The sequence below is a fragment of the Ruegeria sp. BI11 genome, assembly GCF_056538005.1.
The window spans coordinates 97,050-111,441 of the sequence record NZ_JBQFSM010000002.1 but is presented as its reverse complement, the minus strand read 5'-3'; the positions used below and the strand labels follow the sequence as shown (position 1 = coordinate 111,441).

Sequence of the window (14,392 nt, the reverse complement as noted above, 5' to 3'; positions counted from 1 at the left end):
TCAAACCTCTTCGATGCGCAATGCAACGGGCTCTTCCGCCACCACATCGGTTTCCCGCAGCCCGTTCAGGGCAACGTCCAGCGTGGCGCGCGTGGTCTTGTGGGTGACAATCAGAACCGGAGCGGTGCTTTCGGTGTGTCCGTATTGGCGCATCCGGTCGATTGAAACACCTGCATCGCCCAGAATGGCCGCCACCTTGGCCAGCGCACCGGGTTTGTCGAACAGGGCAAGGCGCAGATAATAGGGGGCGGGCAGGCCGGTCACGGCAGGCTTGGCATCCTGCAACGAGTTCGCGGGGCGGCCAAAGGTCGGAATTTGCAGCCCGCGCGCCAGATCGCAGACATCGCCCATCACAGCGCTGGCCGTGGGGCCTTCGCCGGCACCGGGGCCGCGCAGAACGACATGCTCCACTGCATCGCCTTCGATCACCACCATGTTGGTGCCGCCTTCCAATTGCCCAAGGGGCGAGCTGCTGGGCACCAGGCAGGGCTGCATGCGCTGCTCCAACCCTCGGGCTGAACGTTGCGCAACACCCAGCAACTTGATGCGATAGCCCATGTCGGCGGCCTGATGAATATCTTCTAGGGTGATCTGCTGAATGCCTTCGATCTGGATGCCGTCGAAATTCGGTTTTGTACCAAACGCGATCGAGGACAGCAGCGCCAGTTTATGTGCTGCGTCAATGCCGCCCACGTCTAGGTTCGGATCGGCCTCAAGATAGCCAAGCTGCGCGCATTCTTCGAACAGCGCATTATAGCCCAGTTCCTGCGATTGCATGCGGGTCAGGATATAATTGCAGGTGCCGTTCATCACGCCCATGACGCGTGTGATGTCGTTCCCGGCCAGCCCTTCGGTCAGCGATTTGATAACGGGGATACCGCCCGCAACGGCGGCCTCGAACCGGATCACACGACCGGCGGCTTCGGCCTTTTCGGCCAGTTCCTGTCCATGAATCGCCAGCAGTGCCTTATTGGCGGTCACCACGTCCTTGCCGGTTGCCAGCGCCGCCTCGACCGAGGCTTTGGCCGGGCCGTTTTCGCCCCCGATCAGCTCGACGAACACGTCGATATCATCGCGTTTCGCCAGCGCCACGGGATCCGTTTCCCAAGCGTAGTCCGACAGATTTACACCGCGATCCTTGTTTGAATCGCGCGCCGAAACGGCAACGATCTCGACAGGTCGGCCCGTACGCGCCTGCAACAGGTCAGCATGGCGGCGGATGATCTTCACGACACCCACGCCAACCGTTCCCAAGCCCGCAATTCCCAGCCGCAGCGCCTGTGTCATCCCGTGGGTTCCTTTCCGCTCGAAATTTCGTGGTTTCGGGCCTGTCGCCCGTTCTGCGCTGCCTTAGCGGGTTCGGCGCTAGGGTGCAATGCATCGCGGCCCCGGGCGGGGCTGAATCGCAAAGGCTCAGTTGATTTCCGCGTTCTGGAGTTCTGCGGACTTTTTCTCAAGCGCTTCGCGTCGTGCGATCAGGTCTTCTTCGACCTCGGCGGCCTCGCTCACCGGATCGACAGCTGGCCCCAGATTTTCCTGCAACGGAATAAGCTTGGGATAACGGGCTGATTTGAGCTCAGGCGGTTCGCTCCCTTCCAATTCCGGAAAATTGGCGCATCCGGCGCAGGCGAGCATCAGGATCAGCAAGGACAGGGGCTTCATGCAGAACCCTTTCAAGGACAATAACAACCGTGATGCACCTTTTAGTGGTTTGGTTCAAGCGGGGTTCTATCTGAACAAACGTTCAGATACGGTGGCAGGATGGCACGTACGCAAGGTTCACATTCTGATATCACCGGCCCACGCATCCGCACGGCAGCGTTGGGGTTGTTCGCCCGCCACGGTTATGCGGCTGTTTCGATGCGCCAGATCGCATCCGAGGTCGGGGTGCAGGCCGGGGCGTTGTACAACTACACGCCGGACAAGCAAAGCCTGCTTTACCGCCTGATGCACGAGCACATGCAAGAGTTGTTGTCGGCATTTGACGACCTTGACCATCCGACCGATGCGTCCGAGGCGTTGCGTCAGTTTGTAGGGTTCCACATCCGCTTTCACCTGGAGCGCCCCGATGAGGTGTTCATTGCCTATATGGAGTTGCGCAACCTGACTTCCGAGAATTTCTCGGAAATCGAAGCTTTACGTCGCAGCTATGAAAACGCGCTTGAGGCCATTCTGCGCAAAGGGCAGGAGGGCGGGGTGTTTAGTATCGCGGATACCAAGATCGCCACCCTGGCGGTCATTGCCATGCTGAACGGGGTGATGACCTGGTATCGCGCGGGCGGGCGCCTGTCGCTGGACGAAGTCGAGCAGGTCTATTGGGACATGGTCCGCCGATCCGTCTCGTCCTAGTGCGCTGGTCGAATGAAACTGCCGTTGCGCAATTCGCGAAAGGCTTGCTCCAACTCGGACCGAGTGTTCATGACAATGGGGCCGTGCCAAGCCACGGGTTCGGCAATCGGTGCACCTGATATCAAAAGGAACCGCACGCCTTCAGAGCCGGCCTGTACCGTAATCTCGTCCCCGGTACCAAAGCGGACGAGCGTTCGATCACCGGACATATCACGGATGTTGAGTTCCTGCCCTGCAACTTCCTTTTCCAGTAGGACGCCAGTAGGTTGTGAGGCATCGGCAAAGGCACCCTGACCTTCGAACACATATGCGAATGCACGGCGATAGGTGTCGATGCGGAAAGTTTTCCTGATGCCCGCGGGGATTTGAATGTCCAGATATTGCGGGTCGGCTGCAATCCCATCGACCGGACCGGTCTTGCCCCAGAACTCTCCTACAATCACACGTACTTTGGTGCCGTCGTCGTCTATAACTTCCGGGATTTCTTTGCTTTGCACGTCTTGATAGCGCGGTGTGGTCATCTTTTGTGTCGATGGCAGGTTACCCCATAGCTGGAACCCGTGCATCTGGCCTGCGGGATTACCTGCGGGCATCTCCTGATGCAAAATCCCGGATCCTGCCGTCATCCATTGCACATCTCCGGCGCCTAGCGTTCCGCTGTTGCCCAACGAATCTGAGTGTTCAACGGTGCCAGCCAGAACATAGGTGATCGTTTCGATGCCACGATGGGGATGCCAGGGGAAACCCGCCTGATAATCCTGTGGGCGTTCATTGCGAAAGTCGTCAAACAGCAAGAACGGGTCCAGTTCCGCCGGGTCCTGAAACCCGAACGCGCGATGTAATTTGACGCCTGCGCCTTCTAGCGTGGGGACGGCATTGCGGGTTTCCAAAACGGGTCGTAGGGACATTGTGACCTCCATTAGCTTTGGCATCCATGTATGTTAGGTGCGGGATGGGTCAATCCGCAGAAAAGAACGGTTGCTGTGCGGAAATCTACCCCTCTGTCCTTCCCGGATCAAAACCGCTAAACCCTGACGAAAATATCGGGGAGTCACATGCAGCAAGACGTTTTGGCCACTGTTAAACCTTCAATCGCCAGACGCTGGTTGGGCACCGGAATGTTGGGCGGTGTCGGCATACTCGTGTTCTATGTAGCCCTAGCACATCCGTCAGAGCCGATTTGGCTGGTTTTCCTGCTGGCGATTGGTGGTGCGTCTTTCTGGCTGGCCTACCGAATGTGGTTCGCGACCGATGACTCGATCGAGCTGACGCAAACCGAACTCAGAACCGGGGCAGGGAAGCTGATTGCAAGGGTGGAGGACATTGAGGGCATCGACCGGGGCGTCTTTGCATTCAAACCCTCAAACGGGTTTCTTCTGAAGACAAGGGAAAGTGCGGAAAACAGTTGGGCACCGGGCCTGTGGTGGCGTTTGGGGCGCCGGATAGGCGTCGGCGGAGTGGCAACGGCCGCCGAAACCAAGTTTATGTGCGAAATGCTGCAGGCGCTGGTTACGTCTGGCAGCCTAGAGGAGAAACATCCCCGATAATCTGATCTTCAAAGCGTGGACGCGTGAAAATATAGTTCTCGAACTGATAGTCAGTATCCAGCCAGGCAGGCTTAATCGTCCATTCGTAATCGTTCGACGACTCGACAAGGATCATTGGTTCCAAGTCAGCCATCGGCGGAAGCCGCTCACGCAATATTTCGATATTGCTGTTGTTCCAAATCCCTGGAAAGCCGCAAGTTGTCGACCATTCGACATCGTAATAGTTGCCGTCTGCGAAATACCTGATGAATGACACACGCAATCTTAAATCTGCGGTGCTGTCTACCATCCGTTGCATCAAGGTGTGCATGGACTCGATGTAGGTGTCAGTAACAGTATCCTTTTCCCGCGAAAGCAGATCGCTGACCGTATATGCCGCTTTTATGTTCAGTGTGCTTTGGCGAAAGCCATCAAAGAACGTATAGGTCAACGAAAGCGTCATAACCAAAATCGGGAAGAGGAGCAGCGCCTCCAGCGAGAGGCTCCCGTTCTCACGACGTGCTGACTTCTGCAGATGCTGTCGGATACTAGAAAGAAAACGCATTGGATCAAGGCTCCTGAACAAAAGCGGTCGTTGCAGTCAGGGAAATAAGGCCGTCGTCACTCATCAGGGCGATTGCCATGTCCGAACCGGGGAAAACCGGATCAATCTGGGCGCAGGCGCGCAGAATCATCAATTCATTTGCTGCACCGTTTCTGAATTCCCGGACGGGTTTTGCCGGTTCCGCGCGATCTGTACAGTCTGGTTCCACCGGCAGTGTCACACCGGTAAAAGCGCTCTGAAGGATCATTTCGAGCTGCAAGTTGTTAGAGCAGTCATCAATGACGAGTGCCCTTTCGCAAATTGCTTCCTTGATCGTGTTGTGTGTGGGCCCGGATCCGGTCCCCAGACGAATATCGCGGACAACTATATCGACAGCACGCTCCAGCATAACCTGCTTTACAGAAACCAGTGCGTATTCTACGGCGCACAATATTATGACGAGGTACATGGGGAACAGGATGACGAACTCAACCGCCAACGCGCCCTTCTCGGATCGTCTGAACCGTAATATTTTGCTTAGAATTCCACGGGTCATTGTGTCAGCTTCAGTTGTTTGATCGATGCCGCGATGGATTCAAACACCTGCTCAAGGGACAGGTTGTTGCTGCCCAGACTCCCGTCGCTGTTGACGGCGTAAACAGTGCTGGGGCTGCTGGCACAATCCTCAATGGTGGTTACGCCGACTGCAGGTGCCTCGAAGGCAATGCCATAGACGATCACACCCTTATTTTTTGCGGCAGAACAGATATTCGAAGTGCGAGTGTTCTTCGTGGACGAACCGATGGAGTTATATGCACCGTAGTACCAGTTGTTGATACGGTTGCTGTCAAAGCGGTAATTGTTTTCTGCATTCCAACGCAGCGAGGTTCGGTTAAACAGCTGAGGATAAGTCAGGCGAACCGCATCACCTGCCTCATGGTCGCCATGGGGGTGGCCACGGTACACCCGTTGGCGGGACCAGTAGTAAAGAGGCGATTCATCAGGGTCTGAGACTCTGACGCTGTATTCACCTTTTTTGCCGTCCGAATGGGTGTATTCAGTATTGAACCAAACATCCGAATTGCCGTCACGTAGATCGTTATCCAATCTATATTGCGAAGTGTTTTCACCATCGGTAAAGACGATAAGGATTTTTTCAACATCGTCTTCATAGTTCTTCGGGCGATCACTGAACGTCGCAGGAACAATTGTCTTGCTCGAAGTCGGGCTCTCTCTCTCCGTCGACAACTGACCTATAATGTCTTGAAAATCGGGATCAAGCAAAGCCATGCCCCATTTCACGCCGATGTCGATTGAGGTGTTGCCTTGCGCGGTCAGGTCGTCGATTTGGTCATGCAAATCATCGATATCATTTGTATGAGCTATGATTTCACTTCCTGCGCGAGTGGGGCAAGTGGGATATCTGGGGGCTTCCCATTGGGTTCCGTTAGTTCGATAGCGATCGAAGTGGGCTGTGCGCAAATATGAGCCGTCTGGATCTAAATCGGCTCTGCTGAAATCTGATCCGCTGAAGTTCAGGCAATGTGAGTAGTTGTGTTCCGACGTCACGTTGGTGAACTTACCCAGAATATTCTCACCCGCATTCACCTGTGTTGCGTAGGGGATGATCGAGATTGAAATCTTGTCAGGATTTTCCTTTTCGTACATCGTAGTTACGAAACTTTTGGCTGCTTCCTGCAGAACCGCAATTTTGGATTTTCCCTCGGTGGCGGACGTCCGGGTCATCGAACCTGACATGTCCAGAACCAGCGAAATTTCAACAGAACCAACAGATTCTTCCGCAGTACTGGTTACCTCGGCATTCAAGGCGGGGATGCCCACCCATTTCATGAAATTTGTTCTGACGATTTTATCGGACGTCGCGACTACCCTTCGAGCTCCAATACCCTCATATACTTGGATTTCGTAGTTAACGTCCTCCAAACCGGATTTGTTGATATATTCTTCGGCAACCACTTTGGCGGGGATATCGACCTGATCCAAATTGGCGGCAGCCAGAACAGCGCGGTCCAAGGTTGCTTGCATCGATGCTCGTTCACGCTCAAACTTCATGATATCGACGCCCATTCCGGTTGTCGCAAACATCATCAGTAGCCCGATGATCACGAACAGCGTGAATACCGCACCATCTTCGTCCCTGGCGAAACGGCGTACGGCCGTAGCCTTTTTCTCAGAATTCTTTGTGCCGCTTAGAAATATGCGCTTCTTCATTTTGACAGCCTCGCTGAGCAGACATCCAAACTGCTAAGGAAATATTAACTCTCAAAAATTAACGCCGAATCGTGGCGGGATTTAGGCGAAAACGCCACCTACTGGGCGGGTTTGCCGGTAAAAGCGGGATAATTTGCCAGCATCGGGCGCCTCTGTTTTCGAATGAGCGACAATTTCGTTGCATCAAGCCGAGTTTGGCGACTCAGTGACCACCACAGTTTTTTTGATGCGTTTTTCGAGTTTTATTTCTGCTTAATTATTGATCGTTTACCCAATGGGTGCGACAAAACGGCAGAGGGCAATTCGTTCGCCGGCATGGAGGAATAAATGACGGCCATAAAAGAACCCAGTTTTCGCGAGAGTGTGGACCTTATGTTCAACAGGGCGGCGTCCCTGATGGATTTACCCCCCGGGCTGGAGGAAAAAATCAGGGTCTGTAACGCGACCTACACGGTGCGGTTCGGCGTACGTCTGCGGGGTGAGATTCATACTTTCACCGGGTATCGTTCCGTTCACTCTGAGCATATGGAGCCGGTCAAGGGCGGTATTCGTTACGCTCTGGCCGTGAACCAAGACGAAGTCGAAGCTCTGGCGGCACTGATGACTTACAAATGTGCGCTTGTGGAAACGCCGTTTGGCGGCTCGAAGGGTGGTTTGTGCATCGATCCGCGGCAATATGAAGAGCACGAGCTGGAGCAGATCACACGGCGATTTGCCTACGAACTTGCCAAACGTGATCTGATCAACCCTTCTCAGAACGTGCCTGCGCCGGATATGGGCACGGGTGAGCGTGAGATGGCGTGGATTTCGGACCAGTACGCGCGAATGAACACAACCGACATCAACTCGCGCGCCTGTGTGACCGGCAAGCCGTTGAATGCCGGTGGTATCGCCGGGCGTGTCGAGGCGACCGGGCGGGGCATCCAATACGCTTTGCGCGAGTTCTTCCGGCATCCCGAGGATACGCAAAAAGCCGGGCTGTCCGGCAAACTGGACGGAAAGCGCGTTGTCGTGCAGGGATTGGGCAACGTGGGGTATCACGCGGCGAAATTCCTGAGCGAAGAGGACGGTTCCCGCATCGTCGGCATCATCGAATGGGATGGTGCGCTGTATAACCCCGACGGGATTGATGTTGAATCGGTCCGCCAGTGGATCGTAAAGCATGGTGGCGTCAGCGATTATCCGGACGCGACACATTCTGCCGAAGGCGCTGACGTTCTGGAGGCCGAATGCGATATCCTCATCCCGGCGGCGCTTGAAGGTGTCATCAACCTGTCAAATGCCGACCGGATCAAAGCGCCTTTGATCATTGAGGCAGCGAATGGTCCGGTGACGGCTGGCGCAGATGAAATCCTGCGCAAGAAGGGCACCGTGATCATCCCCGACATGTACGCGAATGCTGGTGGTGTGACGGTTTCTTACTTTGAATGGGTAAAGAACCTCAGCCATATCCGCTTTGGCCGGATGCAGCGCCGTCAGGAAGAGGCGCGGCACGAGCTAATCGTCAGCGAGTTGGAGCGGTTGGACCGCTATCTGGGTGATGCGTGGTCGATGTCTCCGGACTTTAAGGCTAAGTATCTACGTGGTGCTGACGAGTTGGAGTTGGTGCGTTCGGGTCTCGATGACACGATGCGTATTGCCTACCAATCTATGCGCGAGGTCTGGCACAGCCGCGACGATGTCGAGGATCTGCGGACGGCGGCCTATATCGTGGCGATTGATCGGGTTTCGAAAAGCTATCGCGCCAAGGGCCTTTGATCCTTTGCTTGACAGGGGCAATCGGACCGTCGTCCGATTGCCCCTGTTGCTGTCCGGCCTAGATTAGTCACACGCGGGAAAAAGGACGATGGCAGGCGAAGTGTCTGACAGGTAAGCTGCCGCGAAAGAAACGATTCCGGGAGTTACCCATGTTGCGTACCGCCATCGCGGCCCTGTTGCTGGCCACACCTCTGGCTGCTGAAGAAACCAAAGAACAAAGCTGCCAGTACCAAGCCGATGTCGTTGCGGCGATCCAAAAGGCCCGACTAAATAGGGTCAAGGAGCGCGACGTACCGCAGGCGGTAGCTGATACTAGCCCGACATGGCCCGAAAACTACAACGCTGCCATTCCGTTGATCACCCCTTGGGTTTATGAGCAAAAGATGCGTGACGTGCGCAAAAAGGACCTGGGTGCCGCCTGGTTGGAGCTGTGTCTTCAGCAATAATCCACAGGTCAGCGAATTCTCTGTGGACAACCGCGCGCCTTCCCCTTGGCGCGCGTTTTCATTTCTGCCAAGTTTGACCCATGTCACTGCCCCCCGGATTTCTTGATGAACTGCGTACCCGCCTTAGCCTGTCTCAGGTTGTTGGGCGTAAGGTCATGTGGGACGCACGCAAGTCCAATCAGGGTAAGGGCGACATGTGGGCACCTTGCCCGTTTCATCACGAAAAGACCGCGTCCTTCCATGTCGATGATCAAAAGGGGTTCTACTACTGTTTTGGCTGCCACGCCAAAGGTGACGCGATCAGCTTTGTGAAAGAGACCGAGAATGTCTCGTTCATCGAGGCGGTCGAGATTCTGGCACGCGAAGCCGGGATGCCGATGCCCGCGCGCGATCCGAAAGCGCAGGAAAAGCAGGACCGCCGTTCGCAACTGGCCGAAGTTATGGATCAGGCGGCGCAGTTCTTCCGCCTGCAACTTAAGACCGGGGCCGGGGGTGCAGCGCAAGATTATTTGACCCGCCGCGGACTGGATGCGCAGGCGTTGGAGCGTTGGGAAATCGGTTTTGCCCCCGACGGATGGCAGGCGCTGTGGGATCATCTGCGTGGCAAGAACGTGGCCGAGGATCTGATCCTTGGAGCAGGTTTAGCCAAGCCATCGAACAAAGGCAAAAAGCCATATGATACGTTCCGCAATCGGATCATGTTCCCGATCCGCGACCCGCGCGGGCGCTGCATCGCTTTTGGCGGAAGGGCGATGGACCCGAATGACAACGCCAAATACCTGAATTCACCTGAGACTGAGTTGTTCGATAAGGGGCGCAGCCTGTATAACCACGGCCCCGCACGGCAATCAGCTGGCAAGGGGCTGCCTCTGGTCGTGGCCGAGGGCTATATGGACGTAATTGCGTTGGCCGAGGCCGGGTTTGGCGCCTCGGTCGCGCCGCTTGGTACCGCGATTACCGAACATCAGTTGCAATTGCTGTGGCGAATCTCGGACGAGCCGATCATCGCACTGGATGGTGATGCGGCTGGTCTACGGGCCGCCATGCGGGCTGTTGATCTGGCGTTGCCGCTGTTGGAGGCAGGGAAATCCCTGCGCTTTGCCCTGATGCCGGAAGGCAAGGATCCTGACGATCTGTTGCGCGCCGAAGGGGCAGGGGCGGTCCAATCCGTGTTGGATGGGGCCATTCCGATGGTCAAACTGCTGTGGCAGCGTGAAACGGAAGGCAAGGTTTTTGACAGCCCGGAACGCAAGGCGGCGTTGGACAAGGTGTTGCGGAACAAAATCAAACTGATCCGAGACCCGTCTATCCGGTCTCACTATGGGCAAGAGATCAAGGATCTGCGTTGGCAACTGTTCCGCCCGCAGCGTCAATCCGGGAATCGTCAATGGCAACCACGTGGCAAATGGCAGTCGCAGAAACAACCGGCAACGCCCGGCGCGCGGGCGTCGTTCCTGGCGTCTTCCGAGGGGGCCGAAATTCAACTGCGCGAGGCGGCCATTCTGGCCATTGCCGCCTTGAATCCCGAAGTCGTTGTGCAGTTTGAACATCAGTTGGAAGAGATGGAGTGCCGAGATCCCGACCATGCGGCCCTGCGTCATGCGATCCTGCGCCATGCGATTGACGACCCTGACAACCTGAAAGACCACATTGCCGAAACTTTGGGGCCCCAAGCCCTTGAAAATCTGCTGGCCCTTCGCCATGTCGCAGTAATCCCCTGTGTGTACAAACCAGGCGACGTTGAAAAGGCCGAGATGACGCTGGCCGAGGAACTCGCAAAAATCAAAGCGCTCCGGGGGTTGGATGCTGAGATTGCCGAAGCTGCAGAGGAACTGTCCGATCTGGCCGATGAGGCGTTGACGTACCGGCTGGCGCAAGCCGCCGAAGAGCGCAACCGCACAAGCCGCAGCCAGAACGAGGACAGGGCTGTTTTCGACATCGCCGACAATGGCGCGCGGATCAACCGCGACGAGAAAGATGCGTTCAAAGCAATCATGTCAGGCATCAATTTTGAACGGAAACGCCGATGAACTGGTGTTTTCGTAAGGCACTGGAAAAGAAAAACGGGTAAACGGGTGGCCGAATCACTTCTACGCGCTAATGATTCGGTTGAAACGAATCACCCATCCCTGCAGGAGCATTGAATGGCCGCCAAGGATACGAACGAAGACCGCAAATCCGACGAGCAGGAACAGGAAATCTCGCTGGACATGAGCCAGGCCCAGGTCAAAAAGATGATCGCCGAGGCCCGCGAGAAAGGTTACATCACCTACGACCAGCTTAATCAGGTGCTGCCGCCTGATCAGGTCAGCTCGGAACAGATCGAAGATGTAATGTCGATGCTGTCCGAAATGGGCATCAACATCATCGAAGATGAAGAGGCCGAAGAGGAAGAGAATAAAGGCTCGACGGAACTGACTACCACGGAAAGTAACCGTGAGGTTGCGCTGGCTGGCGCCGCGACAGAAAAACTGGATCGCACCGACGACCCCGTGCGCATGTATCTGCGCGAAATGGGCAGTGTCGAACTGCTGAGCCGCGAGGGCGAGATTGCTATCGCCAAGAGGATCGAAGCCGGTCGCAACACCATGATTGCCGGTCTGTGCGAAAGCCCGCTGACCTTCCAGGCGATCACCATCTGGCACGACGAATTGCTGTCCGAAGACATTCTTCTGCGTGACGTCATTGATCTGGAGACCACATTTGGCAACCAGATGGACGAAGACGGCGACGTCGAAGAGCCTGTTGTCGATACCTCGGTAGTGCAGGCGGCAAAGCCTGCCAAGGACACTGGCCCGGAACTGGACGCGGACGGCAACCCGATCGCTAGCGACGATGATGACGACGACGACGATCAGGCAAACATGTCGTTGGCTGCGATGGAAGCGGCCCTGAAAGATCAGGTGTTGACCACGCTCGAGCGGATTTCGACCGATTTCTCGATGTTGTCGGAAATGCAGGACAGCCGGATTTCAGCCACGCTCAACGAGGATGGCTCGTTTAGCGAGAAGGACGAAGAGACCTACCAGAAGCTGCGGGCCGAGATTGTTGAACTGGTGAATGGTCTTCACCTGCACAACAACCGGATCGAAGCGCTGATTGACCAGCTTTACGGCATCAACCGCCGCGTTATGTCGCTGGACAGTGCGATGGTGAAGCTGGCGGACCAGGCTCGGATCAACCGTCGCGAGTTTATCGACGCCTATCGCGGCCGCGAACTGGACCCGAACTGGCTGGCTGAGATGGCCGAAAAGCCGGGCCGGGGTTGGCAGATGTTCATTGAACGCTCGACCGCCAAGGTTGAGGAACTGCGCAACGACATGGCCCAGGTCGGGCAGTATGTCGGTCTCGACATCCCTGAATTCCGCCGCATCGTGCAACAGGTTCAGAAGGGTGAGAAAGAGGCGCGTCAGGCCAAGAAGGAAATGGTCGAAGCGAACCTGCGCTTGGTGATCTCGATTGCCAAAAAGTACACGAACCGTGGCCTGCAATTCCTTGATCTTATTCAGGAAGGTAACATCGGCTTGATGAAGGCGGTAGACAAATTCGAATACCGCCGCGGCTATAAGTTCTCGACCTATGCGACCTGGTGGATCCGTCAGGCGATCACGCGATCCATCGCGGATCAGGCGCGAACAATCCGTATTCCGGTCCACATGATCGAAACGATCAACAAGCTGGTCCGGACCGGCCGTCAGATGTTGCACGAAATCGGCCGCGAGCCGACGCCGGAAGAACTGGCCGAAAAGCTGCAGATGCCGCTGGAAAAGGTTCGCAAGGTGATGAAAATCGCCAAGGAGCCGATCTCACTCGAAACGCCGATTGGCGACGAGGAAGACAGCCAACTGGGCGATTTCATCGAGGACAAGAATGCCGTGCTGCCGCTGGACAGCGCCATTCAGGAAAACCTCAAGGAAACGACCACTCGGGTTCTGGCCTCGCTCACGCCGCGTGAGGAGCGGGTTCTGCGGATGCGTTTCGGTATCGGCATGAACACCGACCATACGCTGGAAGAAGTCGGTCAACAGTTCAGTGTGACCCGCGAACGGATCCGTCAGATCGAAGCGAAAGCGCTGCGCAAGCTGAAACATCCCAGCCGATCGCGTAAGCTGCGATCTTTCCTGGATCAATAAAACCAAAGGCGTCTCGAATGAGGCGCCTTTTTTCTTTCTGCCAACGGGCTTTCACATTGTCCGCATCAAAGATCAAATTGGCGAGAAGTCACAAGGCAAGGTCCCTGCGCCTCTTTATATCCGCATTGTCCACTCATGGGACAGGCCGGGGCGAGGCTTTGCGGCTGATGACCCCCGGCTACAGACCTTAGGGCTTGTCCGGTAAATCCAGACGGCTGCGGAACGTGCTGGGGGCCTGACCAGTCCAGCGTTTGAAAGCGGTCGAAAAGGCTGGTTGGTCCGCGTAGCCCAGAGAATAGGCAATCTCGGACAGCGGCATGCCGTTGGTAATGAAGGTTTGCGCCAGATCGCATCTGAGATCGTCGACGATATCGCGATAGCTGGCCCCTTCCTCTTTTAGCCGCCGGGTAAAAGTGCGCGGGCTCATCCCCAGATTGGCGGCAGCCTCGTCGGCGTGAATGACAGCACCGGGCATTGATCGGGTGATAAGCCCTTCGACCTGTGCCCTTAGTTTTTGCTTGGGCGAACGCCGTTCGGCGAGGACGCGTTCGCCATATTCTAGAAGATGCGCGCGCAGGTTCGAGTCATAGGTTGGAACTGGCAAGTCCAGCGAGGATACGGCAAGGACGATTTCCAGCCTTTCCGCGCCAAACACAACTGGAAATCCTGCAAGTTTTTTAAAATTAACGCTGTTTCTTCCGACTTCATGCTGAAACCGTATCTCAATCGGATAGAAGTTCGATTGCGTCAGGATCCGCATACGGGCCAGTCCGGCGAACATGAGGAACTCGGTCCGGCGGTGATAGCGGGCGTAGCTGGCATCCTTCCATTCGGCCTCGACGGTGGCAAAGTTTCCGGCAAGACGGAGTGCAAAGGCAATGGCAGGATCGATGAACATGTGAAAGCGTGACGTGTTTTCGATCACCTGACGCAAGTCACGTGAATACTTACTAATATAGGCCGTCAGGCTTGAGGATGAGGAAAACTGCAGTCCGGCCTGTGCGGCAAAGGTGATGTCGCCCAAGGTATCACAGGCATAGCGCGCAAACATGGCCTCTTGCTGGGCGCTGCACGTTGTTGACGGTGCTGCGATTTTATCCCGGGTCAGCTCGCATTTTTGAAGGATACGGTCCGACGCGTCGGTGCTGTTTGTCCGTTGATCAAGCGCTTTGGTTAAAAGCTGCAGGCGGGCAATGTCAACTTCCATAACTTTTCCACCATGTTTTCAATCGGGCTCGGCACCCGTGTGGCCATTGGGCGTTATTCGCTTAAAAGTATTGCCTCAATGTCTGGAATTCGAATGGTTTTGGCCAACAAATACAAGACCAAAGGGCGGACATTTTGTAAATCCCGCCCGATGTCGGGTTAGCACCTTATGGGGATGAGGTCAGAGCCCTGGATAAA

At 55.8% G+C, this 14,392-nt stretch carries 13 protein-coding genes; 6 read left to right on the top strand and 7 right to left on the bottom strand.

Annotated elements, in window-relative coordinates; translation table 11 throughout:
- Complete coding sequence (locus ACR0DT_RS05385; protein ID WP_480709770.1) at nucleotides 1-1,287, bottom strand: homoserine dehydrogenase; 1,287 nt, start codon at nucleotides 1,285-1,287, stop codon at nucleotides 1-3.
- Nucleotides 1,288-1,413: 126 nt separating this feature from the next.
- Nucleotides 1,414-1,662 carry a hypothetical protein gene (locus tag ACR0DT_RS05380; protein ID WP_480709769.1) on the bottom strand — a complete coding sequence of 83 codons (249 nt, stop codon included), beginning with the start codon at nucleotides 1,660-1,662 and terminating at the stop codon, nucleotides 1,414-1,416.
- A 99-nt stretch (nucleotides 1,663-1,761) separates the two neighbouring features.
- On the opposite strand from ACR0DT_RS05380, the gene ACR0DT_RS05375 reads away from it, so the two are divergent.
- Nucleotides 1,762-2,349: a TetR/AcrR family transcriptional regulator gene (locus ACR0DT_RS05375; protein ID WP_480709768.1), complete on the top strand. Its 588-nt coding sequence runs from the start codon at nucleotides 1,762-1,764 to the stop codon at nucleotides 2,347-2,349.
- Here the strand turns inward: ACR0DT_RS05375 and ACR0DT_RS05370 are convergent.
- Entirely contained in the window at nucleotides 2,346-3,257 is a 912-nt protein-coding gene (locus tag ACR0DT_RS05370; RefSeq protein ID WP_480709767.1) for a pirin family protein, read from the bottom strand. The genes ACR0DT_RS05375 and ACR0DT_RS05370 overlap by 4 nt on opposite strands.
- Before the next feature lie 147 nt (nucleotides 3,258-3,404).
- Here ACR0DT_RS05370 and ACR0DT_RS05365 point away from each other — a divergent pair, with 147 nt between their 5' ends.
- A complete protein-coding gene (locus ACR0DT_RS05365; protein ID WP_480709766.1) occupies nucleotides 3,405-3,896 on the top strand; it encodes a hypothetical protein in 492 nt (163 codons plus the stop codon).
- On the opposite strand, the gene ACR0DT_RS05360 is transcribed toward ACR0DT_RS05365, so the two are convergent.
- Genes ACR0DT_RS05360 through ACR0DT_RS05350 form a run of 3 tightly spaced genes read right to left on the bottom strand, consistent with a single transcriptional unit; the run spans nucleotide 3,859 to nucleotide 6,651 of the window.
- On the bottom strand, nucleotides 3,859-4,440 hold the full coding sequence (locus tag ACR0DT_RS05360) for a TadE/TadG family type IV pilus assembly protein (protein ID WP_480709765.1): 582 nt from the start codon (nucleotides 4,438-4,440) through the stop codon (nucleotides 3,859-3,861). The two genes, ACR0DT_RS05365 and ACR0DT_RS05360, sit on opposite strands and share 38 nt — an antisense overlap.
- A gap of 4 nt (nucleotides 4,441-4,444) precedes the next feature.
- Nucleotides 4,445-4,975, bottom strand: a complete 531-nt coding sequence (locus tag ACR0DT_RS05355; protein WP_480709764.1) for a TadE/TadG family type IV pilus assembly protein — start codon at nucleotides 4,973-4,975, stop codon at nucleotides 4,445-4,447.
- Complete coding sequence (locus ACR0DT_RS05350; protein ID WP_480709763.1) at nucleotides 4,972-6,651, bottom strand: TadE/TadG family type IV pilus assembly protein; 1,680 nt, start codon at nucleotides 6,649-6,651, stop codon at nucleotides 4,972-4,974. Before ACR0DT_RS05350 ends, ACR0DT_RS05355 begins: the two co-directional genes overlap by 4 nt.
- Nucleotides 6,652-6,978: 327 nt before the next feature.
- Here ACR0DT_RS05350 and ACR0DT_RS05345 point away from each other — a divergent pair, with 327 nt between their 5' ends.
- From ACR0DT_RS05345 to rpoD, 4 genes are all read left to right on the top strand, one after another.
- Nucleotides 6,979-8,409 (top strand): Glu/Leu/Phe/Val family dehydrogenase, encoded by a 1,431-nt coding sequence (locus ACR0DT_RS05345; protein WP_480709762.1) that lies wholly within the window; start codon nucleotides 6,979-6,981, stop codon nucleotides 8,407-8,409.
- Between the two features lie 149 nt (nucleotides 8,410-8,558).
- Entirely contained in the window at nucleotides 8,559-8,855 is a 297-nt protein-coding gene (locus ACR0DT_RS05340; protein WP_480709761.1) for a hypothetical protein, read from the top strand.
- An 80-nt stretch (nucleotides 8,856-8,935) separates the two neighbouring features.
- Complete coding sequence (gene dnaG, locus ACR0DT_RS05335; RefSeq protein ID WP_480709760.1) at nucleotides 8,936-10,885, top strand: DNA primase; 1,950 nt, start codon at nucleotides 8,936-8,938, stop codon at nucleotides 10,883-10,885.
- Between the two features lie 114 nt (nucleotides 10,886-10,999).
- Nucleotides 11,000-12,988 (top strand): RNA polymerase sigma factor RpoD, encoded by a 1,989-nt coding sequence (gene rpoD, locus ACR0DT_RS05330; RefSeq protein ID WP_480709759.1) that lies wholly within the window; start codon nucleotides 11,000-11,002, stop codon nucleotides 12,986-12,988.
- Between the two features lie 187 nt (nucleotides 12,989-13,175).
- On the opposite strand, the gene ACR0DT_RS05325 is transcribed toward rpoD, so the two are convergent.
- Nucleotides 13,176-14,195, bottom strand: a complete 1,020-nt coding sequence (locus ACR0DT_RS05325) for a helix-turn-helix domain-containing protein (protein WP_480709758.1) — start codon at nucleotides 14,193-14,195, stop codon at nucleotides 13,176-13,178.
- Nucleotides 14,196-14,392 lie beyond the last annotated feature (197 nt).

Bases quoted from the DNA above. Each gene is read 5' to 3' on its own strand.
- ACR0DT_RS05355 (WP_480709764.1), bottom strand. From the start codon at position 4,975: ATGACCCGTGGAATTCTAAGCAAAATATTACGGTTCAGACGATCCGAG.
- ACR0DT_RS05325 (WP_480709758.1), bottom strand. From the start codon at position 14,195: ATGGAAGTTGACATTGCCCGCCTGCAGCTTTTAACCAAAGCGCTTGAT.
- ACR0DT_RS05370 (WP_480709767.1), bottom strand. From the start codon at position 3,257: ATGTCCCTACGACCCGTTTTGGAAACCCGCAATGCCGTCCCCACGCTA.
- ACR0DT_RS05345 (WP_480709762.1), top strand. From the start codon at position 6,979: ATGACGGCCATAAAAGAACCCAGTTTTCGCGAGAGTGTGGACCTTATG.
- ACR0DT_RS05375 (WP_480709768.1), top strand. From the start codon at position 1,762: ATGGCACGTACGCAAGGTTCACATTCTGATATCACCGGCCCACGCATC.
- dnaG (WP_480709760.1), top strand. From the start codon at position 8,936: ATGTCACTGCCCCCCGGATTTCTTGATGAACTGCGTACCCGCCTTAGC.
- ACR0DT_RS05380 (WP_480709769.1), bottom strand. From the start codon at position 1,662: ATGAAGCCCCTGTCCTTGCTGATCCTGATGCTCGCCTGCGCCGGATGC.
- ACR0DT_RS05385 (WP_480709770.1), bottom strand. From the start codon at position 1,287: ATGACACAGGCGCTGCGGCTGGGAATTGCGGGCTTGGGAACGGTTGGC.
- ACR0DT_RS05365 (WP_480709766.1), top strand. From the start codon at position 3,405: ATGCAGCAAGACGTTTTGGCCACTGTTAAACCTTCAATCGCCAGACGC.
- ACR0DT_RS05340 (WP_480709761.1), top strand. From the start codon at position 8,559: ATGTTGCGTACCGCCATCGCGGCCCTGTTGCTGGCCACACCTCTGGCT.
- ACR0DT_RS05360 (WP_480709765.1), bottom strand. From the start codon at position 4,440: ATGCGTTTTCTTTCTAGTATCCGACAGCATCTGCAGAAGTCAGCACGT.
- ACR0DT_RS05350 (WP_480709763.1), bottom strand. From the start codon at position 6,651: ATGAAGAAGCGCATATTTCTAAGCGGCACAAAGAATTCTGAGAAAAAG.
- rpoD (WP_480709759.1), top strand. From the start codon at position 11,000: ATGGCCGCCAAGGATACGAACGAAGACCGCAAATCCGACGAGCAGGAA.